Here is a 19,687-nt window from a genome sequence, read left to right on the forward strand (position 1 = left end):
GACTGACAGGGCAAGAGCATTCTTTGATGAATAGGTATCTGACATGTCTCGTTTCGCCCATATGCTTGCCATACTAGCAGCCACCACGGGATTGATGACCGCAGAAGTTCAAGCCTGTACGCGGGTCGTCTATCACGGAGAAGCCGGTCGGACGCTCACAGGCCGAAATATGGATTTCAAAGATCCTATGGTCAGCAATTTCTGGGTGTTTCCCCGTGGAATGAAGCGCAACGGACGGGCCGGCGCACGTTCAATGGAATGGACTTCAAAGTTCGGCAGTCTTGCCGTATCCGGTTATGACATTTCAACGGTCGACGGCATGAACGAAGCTGGCCTCAATGCCAGCCTTTTGTGGCTCAATGCCACCGCGTTTCCCGAAGATGACAAGAGCACGCCCCGCATGTCGCTTGCGATTTGGGCCCAATTCTATCTTGATCAGTTCGCAACAGTCTCAGAGGCAGTCGAATATACGCGCAACAATCCTGTTCAGGTCGTGAGCGGGGAAGTGCCGGGGCGTCCCGGCAGTCTTGCCCCACTCCATTTGACGCTCTCAGATGCAACTGGCGATAGTGCCGTTCTTGAGTGGATCGACGGGGCGCTGAGTATTCATCACGATCGTTCATATCAGGTTGTCACCAACGATCCGCCATTTGATATTCAACTTGCCAATCAGAAATACTGGAGTGGGGTCAACGCGCTCAACTTTCTTCCCGGGAGTGGCCGCTCTGAAGACCGTTTCGTGCGCGCCGGTTTTTACGTCAATGCGGTGACCCAAAGCGATGACCCGCGAATTGCTGCTGCTGCGGTGTTCAGTGTGATCCGGAACGCTTCAGTGCCTTATGGCGTGAGCCTTCCTGATGCGCCGAACCTGTCCACAACTCGCTGGCGAGTGGTGGCTGATCAGAAGGCTATGTTTTTCCACGGCGAATCGGCGACATCACCCAATATTTTCTCGGTGGACATGAAGAAACTCGACTTCTCCGAGGGCGCACAAGTTCGCAAGCTTGATCTGGGTATTGATATGAGCCGCGTGCTTGTCGGAGAAGTATCAGATCAGTTCGTTCCTGCAGAACCGTTTACTTTCGAAGCGGCGGAATGAGCCACTGGATTGAAAGATCGTGGTAGGGGTTTCGGTCTCAATCCTCTGAATCTATTCATCAGCTTTCAATTTGTTCTGGGACTCGATTTTTAGGCTTGCGGGAAAAGCCTTTATATTCTAGGGCTTTCTCCGGCTCGGAGCGTAGCGCAGCCCGGTAGCGCACTTGACTGGGGGAAAAAGCTCCAGTGACCTATTCCCCCTTAGTTTTCAATGCCTTGATATCTTCTGCAGTGTAGTCCGTGGCTTTTTCCGTGGCGCTCATTGCATCCATAGCGGAGCGCACATCTTCAATCATTGCATGAGCATATTTCGTGGTGGTTTTGATGTCAGTGTGGCCGAGCAACTTCTGAGCAACTCGTAGGTTGCTGGCTCTCAAAATCCGGGTAGCAGCGGTGTGCCTGGTATCATGAAAGCGGAAGTTCTCAACGCCAGCATCTGACACAGCTCGGCGCATTGCGCTTTTCACGCCGCTCTCTGTCAGTGGATATCTTTCCCCGCGAACATATTCCGGCTTCCTTAGAGTTCGTTTCGCTACGAACGTGAAGACCTTTTCTTTATGATGATTTCTCTCATCCCATAGCAGGTCGAATATTGCCTGAGACATGGGGATGATCCGCACCTTGTTACCTTTTCCGGTAACGGTAAACGTCTTTCCAAAGAAATCTACATTCGCCCATGTGAGGCCCAATATCTCCATACGACGACAACCTGACAAAAAAGCGAAGCGCACGGCTACATCGTAACCGCGCTCGAGCTCGCTCATAATCTGGTTTTCTTCGCCAATGGATGCTTCTCGAACTCTCTCACCTTTTTCAGCAAGTAAATGCTGCGACCAGTTGATGTCGTTCGTCTTAACCCTCCAGACCTTAGCCGCTCGTATAAGCATCTCACGTAATGGCTGTGTCATGGTTCGGTTGACAGTTGCCGGTGATATCTTCTGCGCGACTTTTCGGTTAGGGATCAAATCGTTTCTGCGCTTAGCCACGAGTTCAGCCACTTTACGATCATTGATTTTGCTGAGCTTGGTTTTTCGACCGATGGACGCAGCCAGCCAGTCAAGCGCCCAAAGAGTGGTTAGATTGTTCTTATGGTGCTGGGCGACTTCATCCCAGTATTTCGTTACGGCGACTTCAAACGTCAGATCGTCTGATTGAAAGGAAGCTGCGTTCGCCATTTCAAGCGCAGCTTCTTCTCTTTTCTGACGCTCTACTTTGAGCGCTTCTCGCTCCGAAGTTTTTCGCGTGTTGCCCGAAAATCTATGACCGCGTAGCCGGAACTCATACGAGTAGGTGCCGTCCTTGCTGTCTTTTCGGATGAAAACTGGCATTCTGTGGTCTTCCGTTGGTTTTTGAAGGCTTCAATGTCAGCCGGTTCATATCGGCGGATCTTCCTCATGCCTCTGCCTATATTAATGAACGGCAACTCACCGTCATCTGTCAAATGGATTAGATGGCGATGGGAAATGCTCAGCGCTTCCGCAGCCTGCTCTGGGGTTAATAGTTTCAATTTTCCCCTCCAAAATTGTGATTTGTTTCCGTTTCGTTCGCGGTGTAAGACAGCCAGCTTTGGAGGCTGTCATGGGAACATTCAGCACGAACGCGACATTGGGCGATTGCCTGCGATGCGGTGAGACCATCACGGCGCACTGTCATACGTGCGGGCGATACACTGAACTGGATATTCAGGCGCTGGCGGATAAGCTCGGCTCGGAACACGGTGCGATGTTGAATGACCTTGCCCCCAAGCTGAAATGCTCGGTCTGTAACGGCAAACGCCTGCAACTGCTGTATTCCAACATCTGCACGAGGCAAACCGGGCTTTCCAAAAACCCATGGGGCGGGAGGTGACATCACTCACCGCCTTTCAGGGCTTGGCGACCGTCGCACCAGTCCGTTTCTTTGATGAGTTTCGAGAAATCCTCGATTATGCCGCGATTGCTCTGGCTGAGTTCGATGGAACGGGCGAGCAGTTCATTGCGCTTGATAAGGAGAGGTTCGTTGACTACGGCCCATTTCTCTCCTGATATGAAGCCTAGCCCCGCTGCAAAGAATATAACTGCAAGCTCCTTCATTCGCTCTGCTCCCCTAGTGGGCTGGCGTTGAGAGCTTCGATTATCTCCTTCGCAACCCTGCCAACATCGTGATGGGTGAACTTCCATCCCAGAAACTTCAGACGGTCATAGGCGATACGCAGAGCTTCTGCTTGCGTTCTGTCGCCGTACGCCACCTTCTCGATCAGTTCCTTACTCGGCATTGCTGGCCTCCTTTGCGCGCAAGATGGCGATGCGACCCATGTGGTGGGAAATAGCTTTCGCATCGTTCTCAAATCCGTATTGAGTGCCTTTCGAGAGTTCGCGAATATATCCTTCGCGTTCGGTTATTTCCCTATCAGGCCCGTCCAGATTGGATAGTCTGTCAATGAGGGTCATGTGGCGGTCTCCAAGGCGGCGCGGGCGCGTTCTTGCCACCACAAAAGATCGGTTGTCTGGGTGAAACTGGCGATTTCCTCGAGCGCTTTCCTTGCTGCCGCGAGTTGGGTTTCGAGGGATCTGACGTACGCTTCTCGATCTGATGCTTCTCCGCGCATAACTTGGGTGGCGCGCTCGACTTCCTGCTTCATCCGCTTAGTCGTGTATCGTGGTGCAGCTTCATCATCGCCCATAATCATGGCGTTGATCTTTTGCAGACGTTCTATCTCCACAGTCAGCGCCGCGTTGTCGGCTCTCACTTGCTTCAAGTCATCTTGAGATTGTGCGAGACGTTGCTCTGCGGTTTTGCGCATAGCCCGTTCCACCGCAATGATGGCCTCGGCCTGCGAGAAAAGGACGTAATCCCCTTCATTCTTTGGCTCCATTTCGTCGTGCCAGTTTTGTCCGTATCGCTCCAACCCTTCGACCGGCGCGGTGGGGCGGGTGACGGCATAGTTATGAGCATCCATGAGCGCAAGACGGTCATCCACCGTCACAGGACGGCTGAAATGTATTTGCAAGGTGTGCCCGTCTGTCCCGGTGGACATGGAAAGCATATCTTCAAGAAACGGTTTCAATGTCATTTCAGCACCCACACTGCAAGCACGGTCCACCACGCCTTACAGGCGATGTGCAGGGCTTGATCCTGATTGAATGAAATTTTCCCGGAGCATTTGTAGTCATCAATCCGGCAGTGCAGAATGAATTCGCAGATTGCGAGAAACAGACTGCCAGTGATGATACCGACGAAACCGGCGTGAATGGCCGAGTGAGCGCCAAGCGCCTGATACCATGGCGTTCCAGCAAGAGGCGCGAAACGGTTCTTCGCCTTGGCGAGGAAGTCACCCTGCAACGGATAATCTGCCAGCACATGACCGAATACGAGAAGGCCGAACAGCTCAAGCGTCTGCATCGCTGCTTCCTGTCGGATGAGAATAAAACTGCTCTTGTTTGCCGCACTTAGTGCAACGATATCCGTTGCCTGGAACAAGCGCTTGGAAGCGGGTCATCTTCCATTCATGACGGCAAAAGCGCTGGCGGATTTTAGTTAATAGCTTTCTCATTCCGACGCTCCCGGTGAGGCTGGGAGGGGAAAGTTGAGCTGCGCAAATTCTCCATATTTGGCGTAAGCCGCAGCATCACGAACTTTAGCTGCCTCCTCTGGGGTGACATAAGAACCGAGGTTAATGTGACCTCGTTCAGTGTTGATCGTCGCCCGCCAGCGATTTTTCTCTCGGTACACGCCGACAAAACCACTCTTTGATTTCCGAAAATTAATTCTGTTCACGCTGTTCTGAGCATGAGTGGCGATACGCAGATTTGTTCGTCTGTTATCGAGACCGTTACCGTTAATGTGGTCCACCAAGTGACCCGCCGTAGGGCGCATTATTTCACGATGTAGCCTGACAGTTTTACCAAGTGCGGATCTCTGCGCATAAACAGAATGCTTGTCGATCTTGCTGGACCATCGATTACGGTCCAGAAACTTCGCATCTTCTGGGCTAACGATAACTGTGTAGCCTTTTGTGATTTCACTGAAGCAATGATTGCCACATTCACAGATACTCACTTGCTTTGAAGGGTTAAGCATCTGAGCCCCCCTTCGCGACCAATGAGCGGATTGCTATAGCGCTAACACGATGCTCTTGTGCGAGCATGCGACCAGTAACGTCCGGGCCACCTTCTTCTGCATCGTAAGCTTCCGCTTCGCTTTCGTGCCATTGCGCCGCTTCCTCCAAAGCCTGCGCACGCTCTGAGCTTGTGTCTTGAGAGAGGGCGAATTTCACGCGCTGATATGTGTCAAAAATAGCCTGATTGAAATCATCGCCGTCCCAATCGATATATTTGCTTAGGTCAAGGCGGAACATTCTATCAACGTAATCTAGCGCCTCCAACGCCTGCGCACGCGGGGATGGGGAGGGTTCGATTGCGGACAGATACCCTACGATGGCATCTTCAAGCATTTCACGGTCGGCATCGTTTGGAGTGTAATCTCCATTGTCGCCTCGCCATTCGTAACCCTGCACGTAATCATAGATGCCTTGAGCGTCTACCTTCACCCCTTGCAGGAATGGGGCGGCTGGTAACTTAATACCAAGCTCCCACGCCTGCTTATAAACAGCTAAGGCGAACTCTTTGTTCTCAAGCGTGAAATCAAAGCCAAACTCTGAAGACAGATTAAATGCCATTGTTTCAAGCATTGTGTCTGTCGGGCATTGAGGAATGAGGCGGTGCGACGAAGGGATGCCGGACATCAACGGATAAGCCGCTGTTAATGCCAGTCTCATACGTCGCGCTTGTTCCGGCAATGGCTCAACCGACTTCACATATTCGCGTGTTTCTTCAAACCACGCATTGATTGCCGCCTGTACTGCTTCATCTGGGATGGTCATGGGCGCGACTCCGCTGCGCTCACGTACAATTGACGTGGCGGCTGTCCTGATTTGGTGAACTGTTTTGGCTGCTTGTCAGGCTTGCTGAACCCGGCGCTTTTTATCGTTCCTTTCGGTTCCACAATGCCGATGTGCTTTTTGCGCTGACTGTTTACCTTTGAGCGAATTGCCGCTTCGGCAGCAGTTTTATTCTTATGCTCATCTTCGGTGATGGCTTGAAGGTTGCTTTCACAGTGCTTTCCTCCGAGCCAAAGCGGTGTCTTATGGTCGAACTGAGGCTTAACGCCTGGGCCAAATTTCACGCCAGAGATAGCGCACAAACCTCCTTGACGTTCGACAATACGATCCTTTGCACTGTCAGGAATTTTGCTGTCGTCGTTTTTACCGACCCATTCTTTAACTGAGCGCATGGTTCACCTCCGAGAAGTCGGTGAGCGACAGGACGATAGCTAGATACTGTTCGCACTCGCGGTCGAACTTACCGCGGACTTCGCGCTCAAGCTGGCTGTGGGTGGAGACGTACTTTTCAGCCTTGGCCTTGGTGCTGCGAGCTTCCCAAGGAGCATGTAGGGAAATAGCGGTCATCCGAATTTCCTTTCATCGTCAGCGAAAATCACATCGTTTTGCGCACCCCATGCGTGGATAAGCTCAATGAGTTCACCCATTTCATCCTTCGAAAGATCGGATGATGATGTGCTGAGATTTACAAAGCCGGTGCCGTCGAGGTTTGGCACAAAGCGCAGTTCCTGCTGCTTGGCTCGCTTAAGACCGTCGAGGAAGATCAGCTTCCAATCGTCGCAAGCCAGCTTTACGCCATGGTATCGGGCCTGATCTGCTACCTCTGTGAGCATCGCCCACATTTTATCGTTCTGTGGCAGCGAACGCTTTGGGGCTTTGAACTCTACGCGGGTTCCCCAACGTAGGTGCTTGCTGCGGAGCCAGTTGATTGCCTTCTGGCGCACAAGGTCATTGCTTATTACGAGGGTTGCTCTGCTCATGGCTCACCTCAAAAGGGGATTTCATCGTCAAGGTCACGGCTAAAGCCGCTCGACTGTTCGCCGTAAGACGATTGTCGTTCCTCCTGACGCTGATTTGATTGGCTGGAGCCGTCGCGCTGTGCGTCGAGCATCTGAAGTTCACCACGGAACTTCTGCAGCACGATTTCAGTGCTGTAGCGGTCGTTGCCGTTCTGATCCTGCCACTTGCGAGTTTGCAGCGCGCCTTCGATATAAACCTTGGCACCCTTTTTCAGATACTGCTCAGCCACTTTGGCGAGGTTCTCATTGAAGATGACAACACTGTGCCACTCGGTGCGATCCTTGCGCTCGCCACTCTGACGGTCGCGCCAGCTTTCCGAGGTTGCGATGCGCAGATTAGCAATCGGGTCACCAGAGTTAAGGCGGCGGATTTCTGGATCAGCACCAAGATTGCCAACCAGAATGACTTTGTTCACTGAGCCGGCCATTACGCTGCATCCTTAAATTCGGGGTAAGCTTCAGCAAGGGCCGCAATTTTCTCGTCCAGCTCCTTGATGAAAAGCGTCACTTCAACTTCAAGGCTCCGAATATCGGCATCGACGCGGTGATGACGCTTAACGAACAAGCGCATGCGTTCCGGAAGACGAGGATCAAAAGAAGCGAAGTCGCACCATTGGCGTCCAGTGCAAGCCATCTGCCAATTCATCTGAGTGATGTATTTCGACGGAATATTGCCTGAAAGAAGTGTGTCGAGATGCGTGGCAGTGTTTGGACATTTGATTTCTAAAAGTCCATCCGCACCTACAAGACCGTCAGGAGAAGCGCCGGTCATAGCGATAGCAGCGTGATCGATAAAAGCGACCTGCTCCACATCAACGTCCGCATAGAATTCATATGCTATGCGCGCATCTGGTTCGTTGTCATTTCCCCACTGCATAGCAGGTGAAGAAAATCCGGGTGCAGAAGCGCCAGTCAGGCGCTCCACCAATAGTTCAGCCATATAGTTGGCGCGCGAAGCAGCAAAACCGCTTTTTGTCTTGGCTATCAAATCAGCAACGCGAGAAGCGGTAACTTTACCGGCGCGCAATGCATGCCATTCGGGAGTGCCTTGAACGATATCAGACATTCTTCTGCTCCTTTTTCTTCTCAAGCATTGCAACGGCGCGGCCATATTCGCTGAGTTTGATGTCAGGAACGGATTCTACTTTCATGTACGCGCAGAAGCGGGCGATGTCGGTTTCGGTAGCCTCGATCATCTTAAGCAGGGTGTTGCGCTGTTCTGCGGTAATCAGAGCGTCATCCTCTGCCGTACGACCATGGGTGCGTCCGTCATCATCTGATGATGCGGCCAGACCAAGAGCGGCCTTGAGCGTGTAGCGCTGCAAGTATGTGATCGTTGAGCCTACAGCCTGAATGCTGTTCTTGTTGCCCGACTGGTCGTGGCCTGCTGAAAGTGTTGTTTCTTCAAAATGCCCCTCGCGATGCGCGACAATGCAGGTCACACTCACTTGGCCTTGTTCCGTTTTGACGCGGAATCGATACGACAAACCAAATTTGCCAAGGATCGGGTCAACTGTACGGGCAATCTCTCCAAGATCTTCGTGCGCGTAATTTGTGCGGCCTCGCGTCGAGGTAAAATCAACAGTTCTGTTTTTGGTGATGACCGGCATTTCAGCCTTCGCTGCTGCCAGAGCTTCGTCAAAGGCACGGCGGGCCATCGTTGCTTCTTGACGATCGCGAAGCTCCATAAGCTTTTCGATCACGTCCATACCCGCGCCAGACGAAAGAGCCTGGCTAAGCATGTCATTTGCGGCGGCAACACTGCGATGAACTGGAGACATCGCCTGCGGCTGCTGAACTTCTACTGCTTGAGCGGCCATGATTAAAACCTCAATGTTACGTTGGGGATTTCGCCAGCGATAACCGCGAGAACGATCTTCTTGGCTGTTTCTTCGTCCGCGCCTTGAGCCATCAATGCTTCTTTTGCGGACTTCATGATTTTGGAACGATGCGCTATGTCAGCGTCTCGTGCGGCCTGTTCGTCGGCAATGCGCTTTGCTTCGGCTGCGCGCTCTGCTTCTGCCTGTTCGGCTTTCTGCTTTACTGCGAGGGCTTCTGCCTCGGCCTTGGCAACAGCGTCTGCCTTTTCACGTTCGGCACGTTCAATCGCTTCGCGCGCTTCACGCTCTGCCTGTTCACGCGCTTGCTGAGCCGCACGTTCTTCGCGGGCCTTCTGTTCTGCTGCCAAACGTTCCTGATGCTCTTTCTCGGCCTTTTCGCGAGCAATAGCTTCCTGAGCGATGCGTTCATTTTCTGCGCGTTCCGCTTCAAGCCGGTCGCGTTCTTCCTTTTCAGCACGCAGCTTTTCAAGTTCGATACGGTCGGCCTCGGCCTTCTGGTGGGCATCGAAGGCGATTTTCAGCTTTGCGAGAGCATCCGATTTTGCGGCTTCTGCCTGTTCCTTGAACTCACCAAAGCTGTCATCAATGATGATCTTTTCTTCGAGTTCATGGAAAAGAATGCCGAACGCCTGTGGCTCGCCGCCGATCATGCCTTTGCCGCACGCATCAATATGCGCGAGAGTGGACTTGATATTCTCAATGCGCGCTTCTTCGGCAGCTTCCCATTCGGTCAGGGGCTTGCGAACAGTTTCAGCCAGCGTGTCGAGTTCTTCACGGATCTTACGGCGCTGTGCATCAACCGCATTGATCTTGGCGCGAGCATCTTCATTCAGCTTTTTGCCAGCCGCATCGATAGCGGTCTTGGTGCGCGTCACCTTGTAGGCGAGGGAAGATATTTCCTTGCGGCTCGAAACAGTCGAAAGGTCCGGCTTGAATGCGTCAGTCTCTGCCTTGATCTGCTCGTAGAACTGGGAATAGACCTTCTCATCAATGAGAACAGAAACCGGGTTGGCCGATACATAGCCAACGATATCTGTGCCTGTTTCAGTCTGTGCCTGCGCATTCATGCTGCAATTCCTTGTTTTTCAAGCCGCTCTAATTCCTCGTAAAGTTCAGCATCTTTCTCATCGAGGTAACGGCGGGTGGGTACGTGCGGATTGTCTTTGAGGTACTGTTCGATCTCGCGGCGGGCTTTTATGATTTCGTCGCGACTGAGCTTGTCGGTAATCACGATGCCTCCTGACGAAGACGAAGTTGGTGATCGGCCTTTTCTTCGGCCTCAGCCTCGAGCTGCTCAGCAATCTCAGCCAACAGCCAGCGGTCAAACTCGTCCGTCTCGACAATTGCGTTGATGATGATCTCTGGAAGATCGACTTTTGCTTTGTTGTCCCAGACCGTCACGTCCGTAATTGTCGCTGTTGGCAATGGTGTTAAAACGCGTCCTTCCAGATCGGCTTGTATCTGCCGAACTTCATATTCAGCGGTGACAGTCAGCGTTAATTCGATTTCAGAAGCAGGACAGCGAGCGCCAATATAAAGGCTCTGTGATGCGGTATAGGTTTTCATTAAATCCCCCATCCGAGCGCGACATACGGCGCTGCAAAAGCGATTAAGATTGCGGTGATTGCTTCGAGGTGGGTGAGTTCACACATCAACTTCACTCCGAGCGATTTCCGCCATTGTTTCTGCATGGCAGAGCATGAGAAACGTTGCTGCAATGGCGATGATGAAAAGGGTGAGGGCGAGGGCGGCGTAGATCATTTCGCACCGCCTTCGCGGGCTGTGAGCATGGCGTCGGCATACAGATACGCGTTAGTTGCCAGATTGCGCCTTACATCAGCATCCGTGCTGAAATTCCCGACTTCTTTGATAAAATCGGAGACATATCGGCTGGAGAGAAACCCTTGAAGCGCCTTCGCTGCGAAGTAATCGCGAAGCGTCATACCGGGATCGGCATATAGCCCACCCTCTGAACCGCCTTCGCATGGGAATGCTGCGCCGCCTGTTTTAATCTCGGCCATCACAGAAACTCCTCAAGCATTCCTGCGAAACGCTTCATGCTTGGAGCGCGGCTTGCTGTGTAATGAGCGCCTTCAACGGTCGAGTTCAAACGATTGGCGTAGTAGCGAGCGTTTAGCTCGAAATAGGCGCAATCCTCGTCGCCACGTTCTTTCTTGATGGCGAGAACGTCACGCAAAAAGCGCGGCTTGTTTACCGTATGCGCAATGCCCACGAGGGTATTGATAAGGGCTGGTCCGGTGATCTGGTATGTGGAGTGCATTTTCTGTCTCCTGAATAAGCATTCGGGAAACCGCCCCGTAAGGCGGAAACCGGAAGGCTTAGACACGCTTCATTTCGTTGAGTGCGTAATCCAGAACATCGCCACCGTTCTGCTCGATACCTTCGCGAACATGCGCTGGCGTTGCTACGACCTTTGAGATGCAGGAAATCGCGTATGCTGCTTCCCGCTTCTGGCGATCAATCGCACCGTTCTTGTGGCTCGGATGAAAGTAGATTTCTGGTTTCAAGCCATCCTTACGAAGGCGACCCAGAACGTTTGCCTTAACCGCCGCCGACAACTCCTTACGGACCTGTGAAGGGATGCGGCCATTAACAACAAGCGTACCTTGGCAAAGAATGCGGGAAACGTTCGGGCCGAATGCTTCCGTGTATCCGTGGGGTGAAATCTCGATGCCGTTCATTTCGTTGCTCCCAACTCGTTTGTTGAGATCACATTACTAGCATACTAGTGAGCTTGTCAACTAGTAAACTAGTGAAAAATGCGTGCCGTTAAAAATAAATTAGAATCGCTAGTGGATAACGAAAAACGACTCGACTCTTTGCTCCGGTTCTGGCTGTATGAGAACATAAAGAGAACAAACGGAGAGGTGAAAGGGTATGGGGTGGGCATTGCGGAAACAGGAGTATCAGTCTTTCACGCTCCATATTCGGTGTGAAAACTGCATGAGAGAGGCGGAGAGGGGGCTTACCGTTCCCGTCTGTGCCGATATGCCAAGGGATGCTGATGATCTGATCCAAAGCGCCTTGTTAAGCGATATGCGCTTTTGCTGCATTCACTGTCACAGCGTGATCGGTCAGCTTTTTGATATCACTGTAGGAGAAGAGTAATGACGCGTGAAGTCTTGGAATACATCATTGTGCCACCTTATGAGCGCGCGGCGCAGGTGGCGGATTCTGCAGAACGACTTAAGGATCATTTGAGCCGTAAGTTCCCCGGATATAGCTTCAAGATATCTGGATTTGTGCCGGTCGGCGACGAGGAAGAGTTTTGCGTTCTGCCGATTATGAATTACCTGAGCCCAGATGGTCGCTCGCTAATGTGCGAGCAACCTAATCGGTGGTTTATGGCAGATATCGCTCAGGCGTGTAGAGATTTTGATTACACCGGCAATAGGTGCGCGGCTTAAAAATCATAGTCGTTCACTACACGGCGAAGAAGTGCAATGACCTCCACTTCTTCGCCGTTGTCGGCTTCAAAGTCCCGCGGAACGACGATCGGCTTATGCTTTGCATTATGTGATCTTGGTGCAAATACCGTGCGATCTTCATAAATCTCGATCTGCTTGATTGACCATTCGCGGAAATGCCCGCCGTCACGCTGGCGCTGGACGACTACGACCATTCCGTCACGCAACTTCACCTCTGATGCAATATCAGCATAAGCCACGCATATCGCCTTATCGCCGGGAAGAATGGGGCGAGGCAAAAGGTTATTCATTGAATCGCCAGCAACGATAAAAGCCATCTGTCGAGCGTTAGGGTACTTGGTATCTGGGGGCAAATAGATTTCGTCAGGTTCGCCCTGGTCAAACTCATCAACCTCGCGGAATGTGCCTGCCTCGACAACGCCGACAGTTCGGACGGGTGACATTCGCCCCGCCACCGAAATCACATCAGACGAAACATCGCCATAACTAGGATCAATCTCCGAGACAGCCACACCAAGCGCGCGTGCAAGCTTCGGCAGCTCGGTTGTCGATGAGTTCACATTGTTCTCAAGCTGAGAAATTAGCTGCTGACTAACGCCAGCCTCCTTCGCAAGTTTGGCTTGCGATAGCTTTTTCTCGGATCTGAGGCGCTTCAAATTATCTGCAATCGTCATGCTGTTAAAATACCAGCCCGCTTGTAGAAGGATACACAAGTTTCCTAGTTGACTTTGGTTTTGAATATTACTAGTTTACTAGTATGAGCACGTTCAAAGACCTCGTTTCAAAAGCAGTTGAGTTAAAGGGTTCGCAGGCAAAGCTTGCGGAAGAGATGGGCTGTTCTCAACAGCAAGTCTCGTACCTGCTCAAGTATGCGACCTCGATCTCCGCCGAAATGGCTCTGGCTATCGACAAAGCGACAAAGGGCGCTGTGCCGCGATACGCGTTGCGCCCTGACATTTACGGACAACCAGCCAAGCGCTCCCGTGCGAGGGCAAGCGCATGACCAACTCGCGGCTCAAATCCTTCATCGACCGTGTTCTTCGCCTCAAAGAGGAAGAAGACACAATCAAGGCCGACATTCGCGAAGTCTACGCGGAAATGAAAGGCGAGGGGTACGACAAGACCGCTGCCGGTCAGCTCGTTGCCTATCTGCGTAAGGTCGAGAAAAAGGGTCGCGAAGAAATTGAAGCCGCCAACACTATTTTCGATTTGTATCTGAACGAATACGAAAATGGCACGGCGCTTGCTACGCACACGCATGAGCAAAAATCTCGTGAGGAGCGCGCAAAGCAGCGCACCTCCGAAGCTATGGACGATAACAAGGCTTTTTCCGCCGAATTGGCAGCGGCAGGCCTGATCTCCGAAGAATCTCATCAAGAGAATATCCGCCTTTCCGATGGTATAGCGCAAAAATTCGGCGCTGGCGTCATTAATGAAGATCCAAATTCGTCTGTCGACCCCCAAGCCCCCGCCCACACGGCAGACGATAAAAGCCGGTCCGCCGAGGAATTTGCGGACCGGCCTACAGAACAGGGTGGCGGCGATGATTAAGCCCTGTTCAATTTCAAATCTCAGAACCCGTCGAGCGTTTATCTCGCGATCTACCAATCATGGCCGGGTCTTCGATGGTGCTAGCGGATGCCTCCGGCTGTGGCTCAGCATGGTTGGTCTTAGACCTCACCTGAACCTTGAACATTCCGTTGTGTGCCTGTGCATCCGCGTCATTTCTTCGGGCTATCGCTGCCTTTCGTGCGTTCTGCAAAACGCGCCACGCTGCGAAGCCGATGTGCTGCAAATTCTCTCTCCTGCGTTCGTTACGTCTCAGGCTCTCCATGTCCTGAAACGTAGCGTGGAGATTTTCGGAAATGTCCGAAAAGTTGTCGGAGAAATCAGAAATGTCTGAATTGGTTTTCGCGTCCAAGGTTTTGAAAGAACGCATTGCGCCTCCATCGGCAGCAAGCGGTATCGGCGCGCGAATCCTTACCGCATCACGAGCACTCAAGTGGTCATTCAATCGAACCAAGGACGTTTGGTACGCCGATGAACGCGTATCGATCAAGCCCAAAGAGCTACGAAAAGTAGAGGAGGTGTCCGGTGTCAAATACGGACAAGAACTCGCAGAAGTCGACAAACTCATCAGCCGAGCATCGGAAATCTTGGGGCACAATGATCCGGATCTCGCTCGCCCTGTCGCTGCTGCGATGCGGGCGCTCCTTAGCGCTTTGGATAGCGCCAGAACTGGCAAACCCAATGGCAAAGACTGGCATCATCCAGACGCTCGTTGAGTGGGCAATCGTGGCCCTGATCATCATCTTTCCGCCACTTGCCGTCGCTGTTGTTTATGCGAAGTGGGTGGCGTGATGACAGCAAGCGCGCGCGGTCTATTCAGAGCTACAGGGAATAAGCCTAAGCCGGTTCACATCATGCTCGATGGCGAGATTGTGAAAACCGATTCCCTTGAGCGTGAACCAAACGAGTTTTACCCTACACCGCCAGAACCTACACGTGCCTTTCTCCATGCTGAGATTGAGCGCCTGCGCGACTTCCCTTGCATTTGGGAGCCTGCAGCTGGTGACGGCGCGATGGTTCGCGAAATGGAATCGCTAGGCCTTGTCGTGCGTGCGTCTGATCTGATTGATCGCGGTTGTGATGCAGATATCCGGTCTTTCTACGATTTCCAGGTATCGCCTGCGCCTGCCATCGTAACAAATCCCCCTTTCGATCAGTGCGGATGGGGAAACGGCAAAGCTCGCTGGCTTTACCACGCGCTTGATACGCTTGACGTTGATTACATGGCGCTCTTGCTGAACTGGTCGTGGCCGGGTGCCGGTGGCCTTGCATCGTTCTGGGGCCGATTCCCTCCTGCGCGCGTCTACCTCATGCGCTGGAAGATCGACTTCACCGGGCAGGGCGCACCTCCAATGCTCAACGCCTGGTTTGTCTGGGACAAAGAGCACTACGGCGAAACAGTTCTGCGCATGCTCGACCGTAAAGACGCTCGACAGGGCGAACTATTTGGAGGCGAAGCATGATCAAGCTCGCGCTCCCGTTCCCTCCGTCTGTTTGGGATATCTACGAAGGCCATGGGAAAACCAAGCATCGCACGAGCGCCTATAACAAATGGCGCAATGACTGCGGCTATTTCCTCAATGGAAAGAATGAATTCATCGACGGTCCTTTCAGCATCTCTGTTGCTTTGAAGCGTCCGCACAAGCGCATGGACATCGACAACCGCATGAAAGCGCTTCTCGACGTTCTCCAGCATTACAAGGTCATCAAGAACGACAGCCTCTGTGAACGCCTCACAATGACGTGGGATGCCGGTTTGAAAGAGGAATGTGTCGTCATCTTGCAGCGTGCCGAGGAGGCTCACGCAGCATGAACGGTCTTCCATATTACAAAGCTTATCCACGAGATTTCATTGAAGGCACCATCGGCATGTCGTTCGAGCTTAAGGCCGCATATCGGCTTGTCCTCGATCTGATTTACATGCAGGGCGGCAATCTTCCTGATGATGCCAGATACATTTCCGGTCTACTCGGCTGCACAATGCGCAAGTGGAATGTGCTTCGCGATGAGCTTGTTTCTATCGGTAAGATAGAGATTACCGGCGAGTTTTTGACGAACAAACGCGCAGTTATCGAGCTTGAAACTCTCGCGAAACTTCAAGAAAAACAGTCCGAAAGAGCCTCCACTCCTAGGAAAAACAAAGACTTACAAAAGCCGCGGCTTAGCCAACCAGAACCAGATACAGATAATACATCTTCACTTCGTTCAGATGTTAAGGCGCAAGCGCCCGCAAAAGCAAAACGCGGTTCGAGACTGCCTGATGATTTCATGGCGGATATTTCGGAAGCCGTTCGTCTTGGCCTTTCGGAGCAAGATGCTCACCATGAGGCTGATAAATTTCGCGATTACTGGAACAGCCAGCCGGGGCAGCGCGGCGTTAAGCTGGATTGGCTTGCCACTTGGCGCAATTGGTGCCGGTCGGCAGTTGAGCGCAAGCCTCATCGCAAAGAACCTCCTCCGAAGCCTTCAACACCGAGGAATGCAGGCGAAGCAGCATATTTGGAGTTACAGCGAAATGGTACCGACGACATCAGCCCAGAATTCAAACAGCTTTTATTCGGCAGCGACACCGGCAGAGATCGACGCGAGCCTGACACTGCTGAAATCATTACCCTCGAAAGCAAGCGATACGGCGGATTTTGATCGTAAAGTCTTCATGATGGCGCTGGAAGGTGTTTCCAAGGGCGCTCTAGCAAAAGCGATCAAAGATGTTCTCCGGGGTGGTCTTGGTCATGGCTTCCATCCATCAGCCCCAGAGCTTCGCATTCTCTGCAATGAAAATCAGAATGCTGTGGCAGCTGATGCAGCCCGTGAGCGTATTCGCCGGGAAACTATCGAAGAAAATCGTCGTCTGGCTGCGCCTAAGTTCGAACGCGATGAAGCATTTCACGAACGCCAGCGAAAACGCATGGAAGCATTTCATAGCGCAATGAAGACCGAAGACGAGAAGGCGCAAGAAAACACCTACGACGCGGCAATGATGCGCCTACAGGCCTTGGCAGAAGCCAACGGCAAAGAGTTCAGCGCAGACAGTTTCACAAGCGCGTCAACCGGTACATTCAAACAAGCAGGGAGGGCAGCATAATGGCCGATACAAAGTTTACGCCGGGACCGTGGCGCTGGGAAATTAACAGGAAGCACAAATCGATAAATCTGTGTGGCGGATTGCCTGCAAATACTTTCGACAAAACTGTCCTTGGCTTTGAGCGTTACGGTATGAATGGGGCTGCTCCAGTTTTTCATAATTGGAACGCTGATGGATGGGGCGGGCCACCTAAGCGGGTGCAAGAATTGGCAGTTGAGAAGGTCGGGCGCGAGCATCATGCCGATTGGTTTGCTCTAATAGATCATCCGAACGCCCACCTAATCGCCGCAGCGCCGGAGCTTTATGAGGCGTTACTTCGTATGAAGCAATGGTGTGAGGATGAAGTTGGTGCGGAGTTGCCTTGCGATTCTGTCAACGCGGCCCTAGCCAAAGCACGTGGAGAAGTGTGATGTTTTACGCACGATCAACCCATGTAGAAGCAGGCATTAAGCGCAGGAAGCAAGCCGCAATTCGTAAAGCGGCATAGGAGAGGGCGATGGGGCATCCTGCGCTAATGTTCAGTTCTAAGAATAATCGGTATTCGCCCGCCACATGCAAAAACGGGCCGCGCATGTGGATCAAGTGCAATCCAGAGGCCGCTTGGATGGTCCCGAAGGAAATCACATTCCGGTGCGGCGAGATCTACGAATACATCGGGTACAGCAGGCAGAGGCGATCTGCTTATTACCAACGCAAGGTACAAGCATAGGAGAGGGCGATGGGAAAGACATTTGCAATCGCTGATCTGCATGGGCGCTATGATCTGCTGGTGAAGGCTATCGAGCAGATTGAGCTATCCAGTCATTCAGGCGGAACGGTCGTGTTTACCGGCGATTACGTTGATCGCGGGCCGCATAGTGCGCAAATCATCGATCGGCTGATGAAAGGTCCAGACGACACTCACCGCTGGAAATGGGTATGCCTCCAAGGCAATCATGAAGACATGCTTCTGCAATCCATCAAGCAGCCTTTGCTTGCAGTTCAGTGGTGGGCACCGAATGGCGGCGGCGCAACACTAATTTCTTATGGCGCGAAAGAGGGTGACAGCATCGTTGCAGCTTTGGGCTTGATACCGGCAGATCATATAGCTTGGCTCAGATCGCTGCCTCTCATGCACAAAGATAAGCACCGCGTTTTCGTGCATGCCGCCGTTGATGAAACAATCCCGCTCGATGAGCAAACAGCTCAGACAATGCAATGGATGCTTTACCCGAATGGGTATCAGGGCGGTCACGGCAAATATCATGTCGTGCATGGCCATCACCAATTTGCAGACGGCCCAATGCTTTACGAGGGCCGGACAGACATAGACACATTCGCTTGGAAGACTGGCCGCTTAGTGGTCGGTGTATTCGATGATGAACGGGCTGGCGGGCCCGCATCATTCATCGAAGTTCTTGGCGATCCAGCATAACCCCAGGCGATGAGGAAACAGGCATGGCGGCGACAACGATCAGTAACGACAAAGATTGGTATGTGATCCGCACAAACATCAAGTGCGAGGAAAAGGCATCGAACAATCTCAGGCTTGCAGGATATGAGGCATATCTGCCGCGCCAGCGAGTTGAATTCCTGCATAAGCGGACAAAGACTCGTGTCGTGAGGGAAAGCGCTCTCATGTCTCGGTATTTGTTCGTTGCCCAGCCACGACAGAATGCAGACTGGTTCAAACTTCGCCGCTGTGAGGGCGTGGAGCGCGTTCTTGAATGCGGTGGCTCATATGTCCGCGTATCTGCAAACGCTGTTGAGGCACTGTTTCTGGCCGAACGTGACATGCAATTCGATGATACCCGCGAAGCCCGCATTTATCGTGAGGAAGAAGCCCGCACAAAGAAGGCAACAGCAAAGCTGAAATTCAGCAGGGGTCAGCCTGTCTCAATGGTGCGTGGGCCATTCATCGACATTACCGGCGTAGTGGAAGAAGTGACAAGCTCAGGCAAGATCAAGGTGCTTCTCAATGCTCTGAATAGCTTTGTTCCGATAGAGGTAGGGCTAGACGATCTATCCCCAGCTGCGTGAAAAAGCGCTTTGCGCTTTAACACCAAATCAGATATACATGCAATCGGATGATTTGATGTTCTGATGCGGACCACATAGTGGGAATACTCGCCGGTCAAACCCAGCCATGCCACATGCGCATCGGCCATTTAGTTTTTTATTGTCTTTTCTCAGCCTCGCTCACGCGGGGCTTTTCATTTCAACAATCGGAGAACGATATGCGCTTTGGCTTCGGTGTCATGGCGGCAGCATTGCTGTCGTCTGTTCGTGGGTTCTTTTCGGGTGCGCCTTCGCTTCACATCGTTGATGAAGGTAAGCCTCATCGTAAACGCGGCAGCAGCAAGCGAGTTCGGTATGGTGGTCGCACTTATGCGCCAAATGGTGCGCGTGAAGTTGCGCGCCGTCAGCGCCAGATTGCAGAAGGTCGCCTGACTGCCAGCAATGGCGTTGTGGTGTAATCAATGAAGTTTCGCGACTGGTATGAAAGCAAGCATGGGAAATTCCCCGGTCAACAGGGTGAGGAATATCAGCACATTTTCGAGCGCCTTTGTAATGCTTGCGCTGAGTACGTCGATGAATCCGTGAATGCCCGTATGCAAGTCGTTGAAGACGAACTGCGTGCAATCAAAGCTCATCTGGTGTTGTGATGACCGCCAAGCTTCTCGCTCTCTCTGCGTTTATCCTTCTAGCCTCATGCGCGCTTCCTTACGAGCGTCACTGCTCATTCAACGATTACCTGACAAAGACGT

36 protein-coding genes and 1 pseudogene are annotated in these 19,687 nt (G+C 52.3%); 14 read left to right on the plus strand and 23 right to left on the minus strand.

Features of this window, described 5'->3' with window-relative positions; all coding sequences use genetic code 11:
* Window positions 1–43: 43 nt before the first annotated feature.
* Window positions 44–1,099 carry a linear amide C-N hydrolase gene (locus C9380_RS04650; RefSeq protein ID WP_111786901.1) on the plus strand — a complete coding sequence of 352 codons (1,056 nt, stop codon included), beginning with the start codon at window positions 44–46 and terminating at the stop codon, window positions 1,097–1,099.
* Window positions 1,100–1,289: 190 nt separating this feature from the next.
* Here C9380_RS04650 and C9380_RS04655 read toward each other — a convergent pair whose 3' ends face one another.
* The 22 genes and pseudogenes from C9380_RS04655 to C9380_RS04755 form a co-directional block, all read right to left on the minus strand.
* On the minus strand, window positions 1,290–2,426 hold the full coding sequence (locus C9380_RS04655; RefSeq protein WP_128093080.1) for a tyrosine-type recombinase/integrase: 1,137 nt from the start codon (window positions 2,424–2,426) through the stop codon (window positions 1,290–1,292).
* Window positions 2,427–2,449: 23 nt separating this feature from the next.
* Window positions 2,450–2,605, minus strand: a pseudogene (locus tag C9380_RS28465) (helix-turn-helix domain-containing protein); the annotation flags it as partial.
* The gene (locus tag C9380_RS04665) at window positions 2,602–2,949 is read right to left on the minus strand and encodes a hypothetical protein (protein ID WP_128093081.1); all 348 of its coding nucleotides are present in this window, start codon (window positions 2,947–2,949) and stop codon (window positions 2,602–2,604) included. The gene C9380_RS04665 and the pseudogene C9380_RS28465, both read right to left, overlap by 4 nt.
* Window positions 2,949–3,170, minus strand: coding sequence for a hypothetical protein (locus tag C9380_RS04670; RefSeq protein ID WP_128093082.1), 222 nt, complete (start codon window positions 3,168–3,170; stop codon window positions 2,949–2,951). Before C9380_RS04670 ends, C9380_RS04665 begins: the two co-directional genes overlap by 1 nt.
* Window positions 3,167–3,352 (minus strand): hypothetical protein, encoded by a 186-nt coding sequence (locus C9380_RS04675; protein WP_128093083.1) that lies wholly within the window; start codon window positions 3,350–3,352, stop codon window positions 3,167–3,169. Before C9380_RS04675 ends, C9380_RS04670 begins: the two co-directional genes overlap by 4 nt.
* Window positions 3,342–3,527, minus strand: coding sequence for a hypothetical protein (locus C9380_RS04680; RefSeq protein ID WP_128093084.1), 186 nt, complete (start codon window positions 3,525–3,527; stop codon window positions 3,342–3,344). Before C9380_RS04680 ends, C9380_RS04675 begins: the two co-directional genes overlap by 11 nt.
* Entirely contained in the window at window positions 3,524–4,150 is a 627-nt protein-coding gene (locus C9380_RS04685) for a hypothetical protein (RefSeq protein ID WP_128093085.1), read from the minus strand. The genes C9380_RS04680 and C9380_RS04685 overlap by 4 nt, the downstream gene beginning before the upstream one ends.
* Window positions 4,147–4,479 carry a DUF3307 domain-containing protein gene (locus tag C9380_RS04690; RefSeq protein ID WP_128093086.1) on the minus strand — a complete coding sequence of 111 codons (333 nt, stop codon included), beginning with the start codon at window positions 4,477–4,479 and terminating at the stop codon, window positions 4,147–4,149. The genes C9380_RS04685 and C9380_RS04690 overlap by 4 nt, the downstream gene beginning before the upstream one ends.
* Window positions 4,480–4,626: 147 nt before the next feature.
* On the minus strand, window positions 4,627–5,157 hold the full coding sequence (locus C9380_RS04695; protein ID WP_128093087.1) for an HNH endonuclease: 531 nt from the start codon (window positions 5,155–5,157) through the stop codon (window positions 4,627–4,629).
* Complete coding sequence (locus tag C9380_RS04700; RefSeq protein ID WP_128093088.1) at window positions 5,150–5,959, minus strand: hypothetical protein; 810 nt, start codon at window positions 5,957–5,959, stop codon at window positions 5,150–5,152. Before C9380_RS04700 ends, C9380_RS04695 begins: the two co-directional genes overlap by 8 nt.
* Entirely contained in the window at window positions 5,956–6,369 is a 414-nt protein-coding gene (locus C9380_RS04705) for an HNH endonuclease (protein WP_128093089.1), read from the minus strand. The genes C9380_RS04700 and C9380_RS04705 overlap by 4 nt, the downstream gene beginning before the upstream one ends.
* Window positions 6,356–6,544, minus strand: coding sequence for a hypothetical protein (locus C9380_RS04710; RefSeq protein WP_128093090.1), 189 nt, complete (start codon window positions 6,542–6,544; stop codon window positions 6,356–6,358). Before C9380_RS04710 ends, C9380_RS04705 begins: the two co-directional genes overlap by 14 nt.
* Window positions 6,541–6,957, minus strand: a complete 417-nt coding sequence (locus C9380_RS04715) for a recombination protein NinB (RefSeq protein WP_128093091.1) — start codon at window positions 6,955–6,957, stop codon at window positions 6,541–6,543. Before C9380_RS04715 ends, C9380_RS04710 begins: the two co-directional genes overlap by 4 nt.
* 8 nt (window positions 6,958–6,965) lie before the next feature.
* On the minus strand, window positions 6,966–7,424 hold the full coding sequence (ssb, locus tag C9380_RS04720; protein WP_128093092.1) for a single-stranded DNA-binding protein: 459 nt from the start codon (window positions 7,422–7,424) through the stop codon (window positions 6,966–6,968).
* Complete coding sequence (locus C9380_RS04725; RefSeq protein WP_128093093.1) at window positions 7,424–8,062, minus strand: lambda exonuclease family protein; 639 nt, start codon at window positions 8,060–8,062, stop codon at window positions 7,424–7,426. The genes ssb and C9380_RS04725 overlap by 1 nt, the downstream gene beginning before the upstream one ends.
* Complete coding sequence (locus tag C9380_RS04730) at window positions 8,055–8,816, minus strand: ERF family protein (protein WP_128093094.1); 762 nt, start codon at window positions 8,814–8,816, stop codon at window positions 8,055–8,057. Before C9380_RS04730 ends, C9380_RS04725 begins: the two co-directional genes overlap by 8 nt.
* Before the next feature lie 2 nt (window positions 8,817–8,818).
* Window positions 8,819–9,904, minus strand: a complete 1,086-nt coding sequence (locus C9380_RS04735; protein WP_128093095.1) for a coiled-coil domain-containing protein — start codon at window positions 9,902–9,904, stop codon at window positions 8,819–8,821.
* On the minus strand, window positions 9,901–10,068 hold the full coding sequence (locus C9380_RS26760; RefSeq protein WP_164844633.1) for a hypothetical protein: 168 nt from the start codon (window positions 10,066–10,068) through the stop codon (window positions 9,901–9,903). The genes C9380_RS04735 and C9380_RS26760 overlap by 4 nt, the downstream gene beginning before the upstream one ends.
* Window positions 10,065–10,403 (minus strand): hypothetical protein, encoded by a 339-nt coding sequence (locus C9380_RS04740; RefSeq protein ID WP_128093096.1) that lies wholly within the window; start codon window positions 10,401–10,403, stop codon window positions 10,065–10,067. Before C9380_RS04740 ends, C9380_RS26760 begins: the two co-directional genes overlap by 4 nt.
* Window positions 10,404–10,594: 191 nt before the next feature.
* Window positions 10,595–10,858 carry a hypothetical protein gene (locus C9380_RS04745; protein ID WP_128093097.1) on the minus strand — a complete coding sequence of 88 codons (264 nt, stop codon included), beginning with the start codon at window positions 10,856–10,858 and terminating at the stop codon, window positions 10,595–10,597.
* Window positions 10,858–11,118, minus strand: a complete 261-nt coding sequence (locus C9380_RS04750; RefSeq protein ID WP_128093098.1) for a hypothetical protein — start codon at window positions 11,116–11,118, stop codon at window positions 10,858–10,860. Before C9380_RS04750 ends, C9380_RS04745 begins: the two co-directional genes overlap by 1 nt.
* Before the next feature lie 58 nt (window positions 11,119–11,176).
* On the minus strand, window positions 11,177–11,539 hold the full coding sequence (locus tag C9380_RS04755; protein WP_128093099.1) for a hypothetical protein: 363 nt from the start codon (window positions 11,537–11,539) through the stop codon (window positions 11,177–11,179).
* Window positions 11,540–11,965: 426 nt separating this feature from the next.
* Between C9380_RS04755 and C9380_RS04765 the strand changes: the two genes are divergently transcribed.
* Entirely contained in the window at window positions 11,966–12,265 is a 300-nt protein-coding gene (locus C9380_RS04765; RefSeq protein WP_128093101.1) for a hypothetical protein, read from the plus strand.
* Here the strand turns inward: C9380_RS04765 and C9380_RS28470 are convergent.
* Window positions 12,262–12,960, minus strand: coding sequence for an XRE family transcriptional regulator (locus C9380_RS28470; RefSeq protein WP_128093102.1), 699 nt, complete (start codon window positions 12,958–12,960; stop codon window positions 12,262–12,264). The two genes, C9380_RS04765 and C9380_RS28470, sit on opposite strands and share 4 nt — an antisense overlap.
* 83 nt (window positions 12,961–13,043) lie before the next feature.
* On the opposite strand from C9380_RS28470, the gene C9380_RS04775 reads away from it, so the two are divergent.
* The 12 genes from C9380_RS04775 (at window position 13,044) to C9380_RS04830 (ending at window position 19,585) form a co-directional block, all read left to right on the plus strand.
* Window positions 13,044–13,289 carry a YdaS family helix-turn-helix protein gene (locus C9380_RS04775; protein WP_128093103.1) on the plus strand — a complete coding sequence of 82 codons (246 nt, stop codon included), beginning with the start codon at window positions 13,044–13,046 and terminating at the stop codon, window positions 13,287–13,289.
* On the plus strand, window positions 13,286–13,837 hold the full coding sequence (locus C9380_RS04780) for a DUF2312 domain-containing protein (protein ID WP_128093104.1): 552 nt from the start codon (window positions 13,286–13,288) through the stop codon (window positions 13,835–13,837). The genes C9380_RS04775 and C9380_RS04780 overlap by 4 nt, the downstream gene beginning before the upstream one ends.
* Window positions 13,838–14,181: 344 nt before the next feature.
* A complete protein-coding gene (locus tag C9380_RS04785; protein ID WP_128093105.1) occupies window positions 14,182–14,571 on the plus strand; it encodes a hypothetical protein in 390 nt (129 codons plus the stop codon).
* Window positions 14,572–14,646: 75 nt separating this feature from the next.
* On the plus strand, window positions 14,647–15,318 hold the full coding sequence (locus C9380_RS04790; RefSeq protein WP_128093106.1) for a hypothetical protein: 672 nt from the start codon (window positions 14,647–14,649) through the stop codon (window positions 15,316–15,318).
* Window positions 15,315–15,668: a RusA family crossover junction endodeoxyribonuclease gene (locus C9380_RS04795; RefSeq protein WP_128093107.1), complete on the plus strand. Its 354-nt coding sequence runs from the start codon at window positions 15,315–15,317 to the stop codon at window positions 15,666–15,668. The genes C9380_RS04790 and C9380_RS04795 overlap by 4 nt, the downstream gene beginning before the upstream one ends.
* Window positions 15,665–16,498 (plus strand): DUF1376 domain-containing protein, encoded by an 834-nt coding sequence (locus tag C9380_RS04800; protein WP_164844634.1) that lies wholly within the window; start codon window positions 15,665–15,667, stop codon window positions 16,496–16,498. Before C9380_RS04795 ends, C9380_RS04800 begins: the two co-directional genes overlap by 4 nt.
* 13 nt (window positions 16,499–16,511) lie before the next feature.
* On the plus strand, window positions 16,512–16,940 hold the full coding sequence (locus tag C9380_RS04805) for a hypothetical protein (RefSeq protein WP_128093109.1): 429 nt from the start codon (window positions 16,512–16,514) through the stop codon (window positions 16,938–16,940).
* On the plus strand, window positions 16,940–17,350 hold the full coding sequence (locus C9380_RS04810; RefSeq protein ID WP_128093110.1) for an XkdD/Y8K6 family phage-associated protein: 411 nt from the start codon (window positions 16,940–16,942) through the stop codon (window positions 17,348–17,350). The genes C9380_RS04805 and C9380_RS04810 overlap by 1 nt, the downstream gene beginning before the upstream one ends.
* A 308-nt stretch (window positions 17,351–17,658) precedes the next feature.
* On the plus strand, window positions 17,659–18,354 hold the full coding sequence (locus C9380_RS04815) for a metallophosphoesterase (RefSeq protein WP_128093111.1): 696 nt from the start codon (window positions 17,659–17,661) through the stop codon (window positions 18,352–18,354).
* 23 nt (window positions 18,355–18,377) lie between these two features.
* Window positions 18,378–18,959: a transcription termination/antitermination protein NusG gene (gene nusG / locus C9380_RS04820; RefSeq protein WP_128093112.1), complete on the plus strand. Its 582-nt coding sequence runs from the start codon at window positions 18,378–18,380 to the stop codon at window positions 18,957–18,959.
* 197 nt (window positions 18,960–19,156) lie between these two features.
* On the plus strand, window positions 19,157–19,396 hold the full coding sequence (locus C9380_RS04825) for a hypothetical protein (protein ID WP_128093113.1): 240 nt from the start codon (window positions 19,157–19,159) through the stop codon (window positions 19,394–19,396).
* Window positions 19,397–19,399: 3 nt separating this feature from the next.
* Complete coding sequence (locus tag C9380_RS04830; RefSeq protein ID WP_128093114.1) at window positions 19,400–19,585, plus strand: hypothetical protein; 186 nt, start codon at window positions 19,400–19,402, stop codon at window positions 19,583–19,585.
* Window positions 19,586–19,687: the final 102 nt, after the last annotated feature.

The sequence above is a fragment of the Brucella pituitosa genome, from assembly GCF_003049685.1.
Lineage (GTDB): Bacteria > Pseudomonadota > Alphaproteobacteria > Rhizobiales > Rhizobiaceae > Brucella > Brucella pituitosa.

Coding starts and splice junctions, on each gene's coding strand:
- C9380_RS04650 (WP_111786901.1), top strand. CDS start 44: ATGTCTCGTTTCGCCCATATGCTTGCCATACTAGCAGCCACCACGGGA.
- C9380_RS04655 (WP_128093080.1), bottom strand. CDS start 2,426: ATGCCAGTTTTCATCCGAAAAGACAGCAAGGACGGCACCTACTCGTAT.
- C9380_RS04665 (WP_128093081.1), bottom strand. CDS start 2,949: ATGTCACCTCCCGCCCCATGGGTTTTTGGAAAGCCCGGTTTGCCTCGT.
- C9380_RS04670 (WP_128093082.1), bottom strand. CDS start 3,170: ATGAAGGAGCTTGCAGTTATATTCTTTGCAGCGGGGCTAGGCTTCATA.
- C9380_RS04675 (WP_128093083.1), bottom strand. CDS start 3,352: ATGCCGAGTAAGGAACTGATCGAGAAGGTGGCGTACGGCGACAGAACG.
- C9380_RS04680 (WP_128093084.1), bottom strand. CDS start 3,527: ATGACCCTCATTGACAGACTATCCAATCTGGACGGGCCTGATAGGGAA.
- C9380_RS04685 (WP_128093085.1), bottom strand. CDS start 4,150: ATGACATTGAAACCGTTTCTTGAAGATATGCTTTCCATGTCCACCGGG.
- C9380_RS04690 (WP_128093086.1), bottom strand. CDS start 4,479: ATGCAGACGCTTGAGCTGTTCGGCCTTCTCGTATTCGGTCATGTGCTG.
- C9380_RS04695 (WP_128093087.1), bottom strand. CDS start 5,157: ATGCTTAACCCTTCAAAGCAAGTGAGTATCTGTGAATGTGGCAATCAT.
- C9380_RS04700 (WP_128093088.1), bottom strand. CDS start 5,959: ATGACCATCCCAGATGAAGCAGTACAGGCGGCAATCAATGCGTGGTTT.
- C9380_RS04705 (WP_128093089.1), bottom strand. CDS start 6,369: ATGCGCTCAGTTAAAGAATGGGTCGGTAAAAACGACGACAGCAAAATT.
- C9380_RS04710 (WP_128093090.1), bottom strand. CDS start 6,544: ATGACCGCTATTTCCCTACATGCTCCTTGGGAAGCTCGCAGCACCAAG.
- C9380_RS04715 (WP_128093091.1), bottom strand. CDS start 6,957: ATGAGCAGAGCAACCCTCGTAATAAGCAATGACCTTGTGCGCCAGAAG.
- ssb (WP_128093092.1), bottom strand. CDS start 7,424: ATGGCCGGCTCAGTGAACAAAGTCATTCTGGTTGGCAATCTTGGTGCT.
- C9380_RS04725 (WP_128093093.1), bottom strand. CDS start 8,062: ATGTCTGATATCGTTCAAGGCACTCCCGAATGGCATGCATTGCGCGCC.
- C9380_RS04730 (WP_128093094.1), bottom strand. CDS start 8,816: ATGGCCGCTCAAGCAGTAGAAGTTCAGCAGCCGCAGGCGATGTCTCCA.
- C9380_RS04735 (WP_128093095.1), bottom strand. CDS start 9,904: ATGAATGCGCAGGCACAGACTGAAACAGGCACAGATATCGTTGGCTAT.
- C9380_RS04740 (WP_128093096.1), bottom strand. CDS start 10,403: ATGAAAACCTATACCGCATCACAGAGCCTTTATATTGGCGCTCGCTGT.
- C9380_RS04745 (WP_128093097.1), bottom strand. CDS start 10,858: ATGGCCGAGATTAAAACAGGCGGCGCAGCATTCCCATGCGAAGGCGGT.
- C9380_RS04750 (WP_128093098.1), bottom strand. CDS start 11,118: ATGCACTCCACATACCAGATCACCGGACCAGCCCTTATCAATACCCTC.
- C9380_RS04755 (WP_128093099.1), bottom strand. CDS start 11,539: ATGAACGGCATCGAGATTTCACCCCACGGATACACGGAAGCATTCGGC.
- C9380_RS04765 (WP_128093101.1), top strand. CDS start 11,966: ATGACGCGTGAAGTCTTGGAATACATCATTGTGCCACCTTATGAGCGC.
- C9380_RS28470 (WP_128093102.1), bottom strand. CDS start 12,960: ATGACGATTGCAGATAATTTGAAGCGCCTCAGATCCGAGAAAAAGCTA.
- C9380_RS04775 (WP_128093103.1), top strand. CDS start 13,044: ATGAGCACGTTCAAAGACCTCGTTTCAAAAGCAGTTGAGTTAAAGGGT.
- C9380_RS04780 (WP_128093104.1), top strand. CDS start 13,286: ATGACCAACTCGCGGCTCAAATCCTTCATCGACCGTGTTCTTCGCCTC.
- C9380_RS04785 (WP_128093105.1), top strand. CDS start 14,182: ATGTCTGAATTGGTTTTCGCGTCCAAGGTTTTGAAAGAACGCATTGCG.
- C9380_RS04790 (WP_128093106.1), top strand. CDS start 14,647: ATGACAGCAAGCGCGCGCGGTCTATTCAGAGCTACAGGGAATAAGCCT.
- C9380_RS04795 (WP_128093107.1), top strand. CDS start 15,315: ATGATCAAGCTCGCGCTCCCGTTCCCTCCGTCTGTTTGGGATATCTAC.
- C9380_RS04800 (WP_164844634.1), top strand. CDS start 15,665: ATGAACGGTCTTCCATATTACAAAGCTTATCCACGAGATTTCATTGAA.
- C9380_RS04805 (WP_128093109.1), top strand. CDS start 16,512: ATGATGGCGCTGGAAGGTGTTTCCAAGGGCGCTCTAGCAAAAGCGATC.
- C9380_RS04810 (WP_128093110.1), top strand. CDS start 16,940: ATGGCCGATACAAAGTTTACGCCGGGACCGTGGCGCTGGGAAATTAAC.
- C9380_RS04815 (WP_128093111.1), top strand. CDS start 17,659: ATGGGAAAGACATTTGCAATCGCTGATCTGCATGGGCGCTATGATCTG.
- nusG (WP_128093112.1), top strand. CDS start 18,378: ATGGCGGCGACAACGATCAGTAACGACAAAGATTGGTATGTGATCCGC.
- C9380_RS04825 (WP_128093113.1), top strand. CDS start 19,157: ATGCGCTTTGGCTTCGGTGTCATGGCGGCAGCATTGCTGTCGTCTGTT.
- C9380_RS04830 (WP_128093114.1), top strand. CDS start 19,400: ATGAAGTTTCGCGACTGGTATGAAAGCAAGCATGGGAAATTCCCCGGT.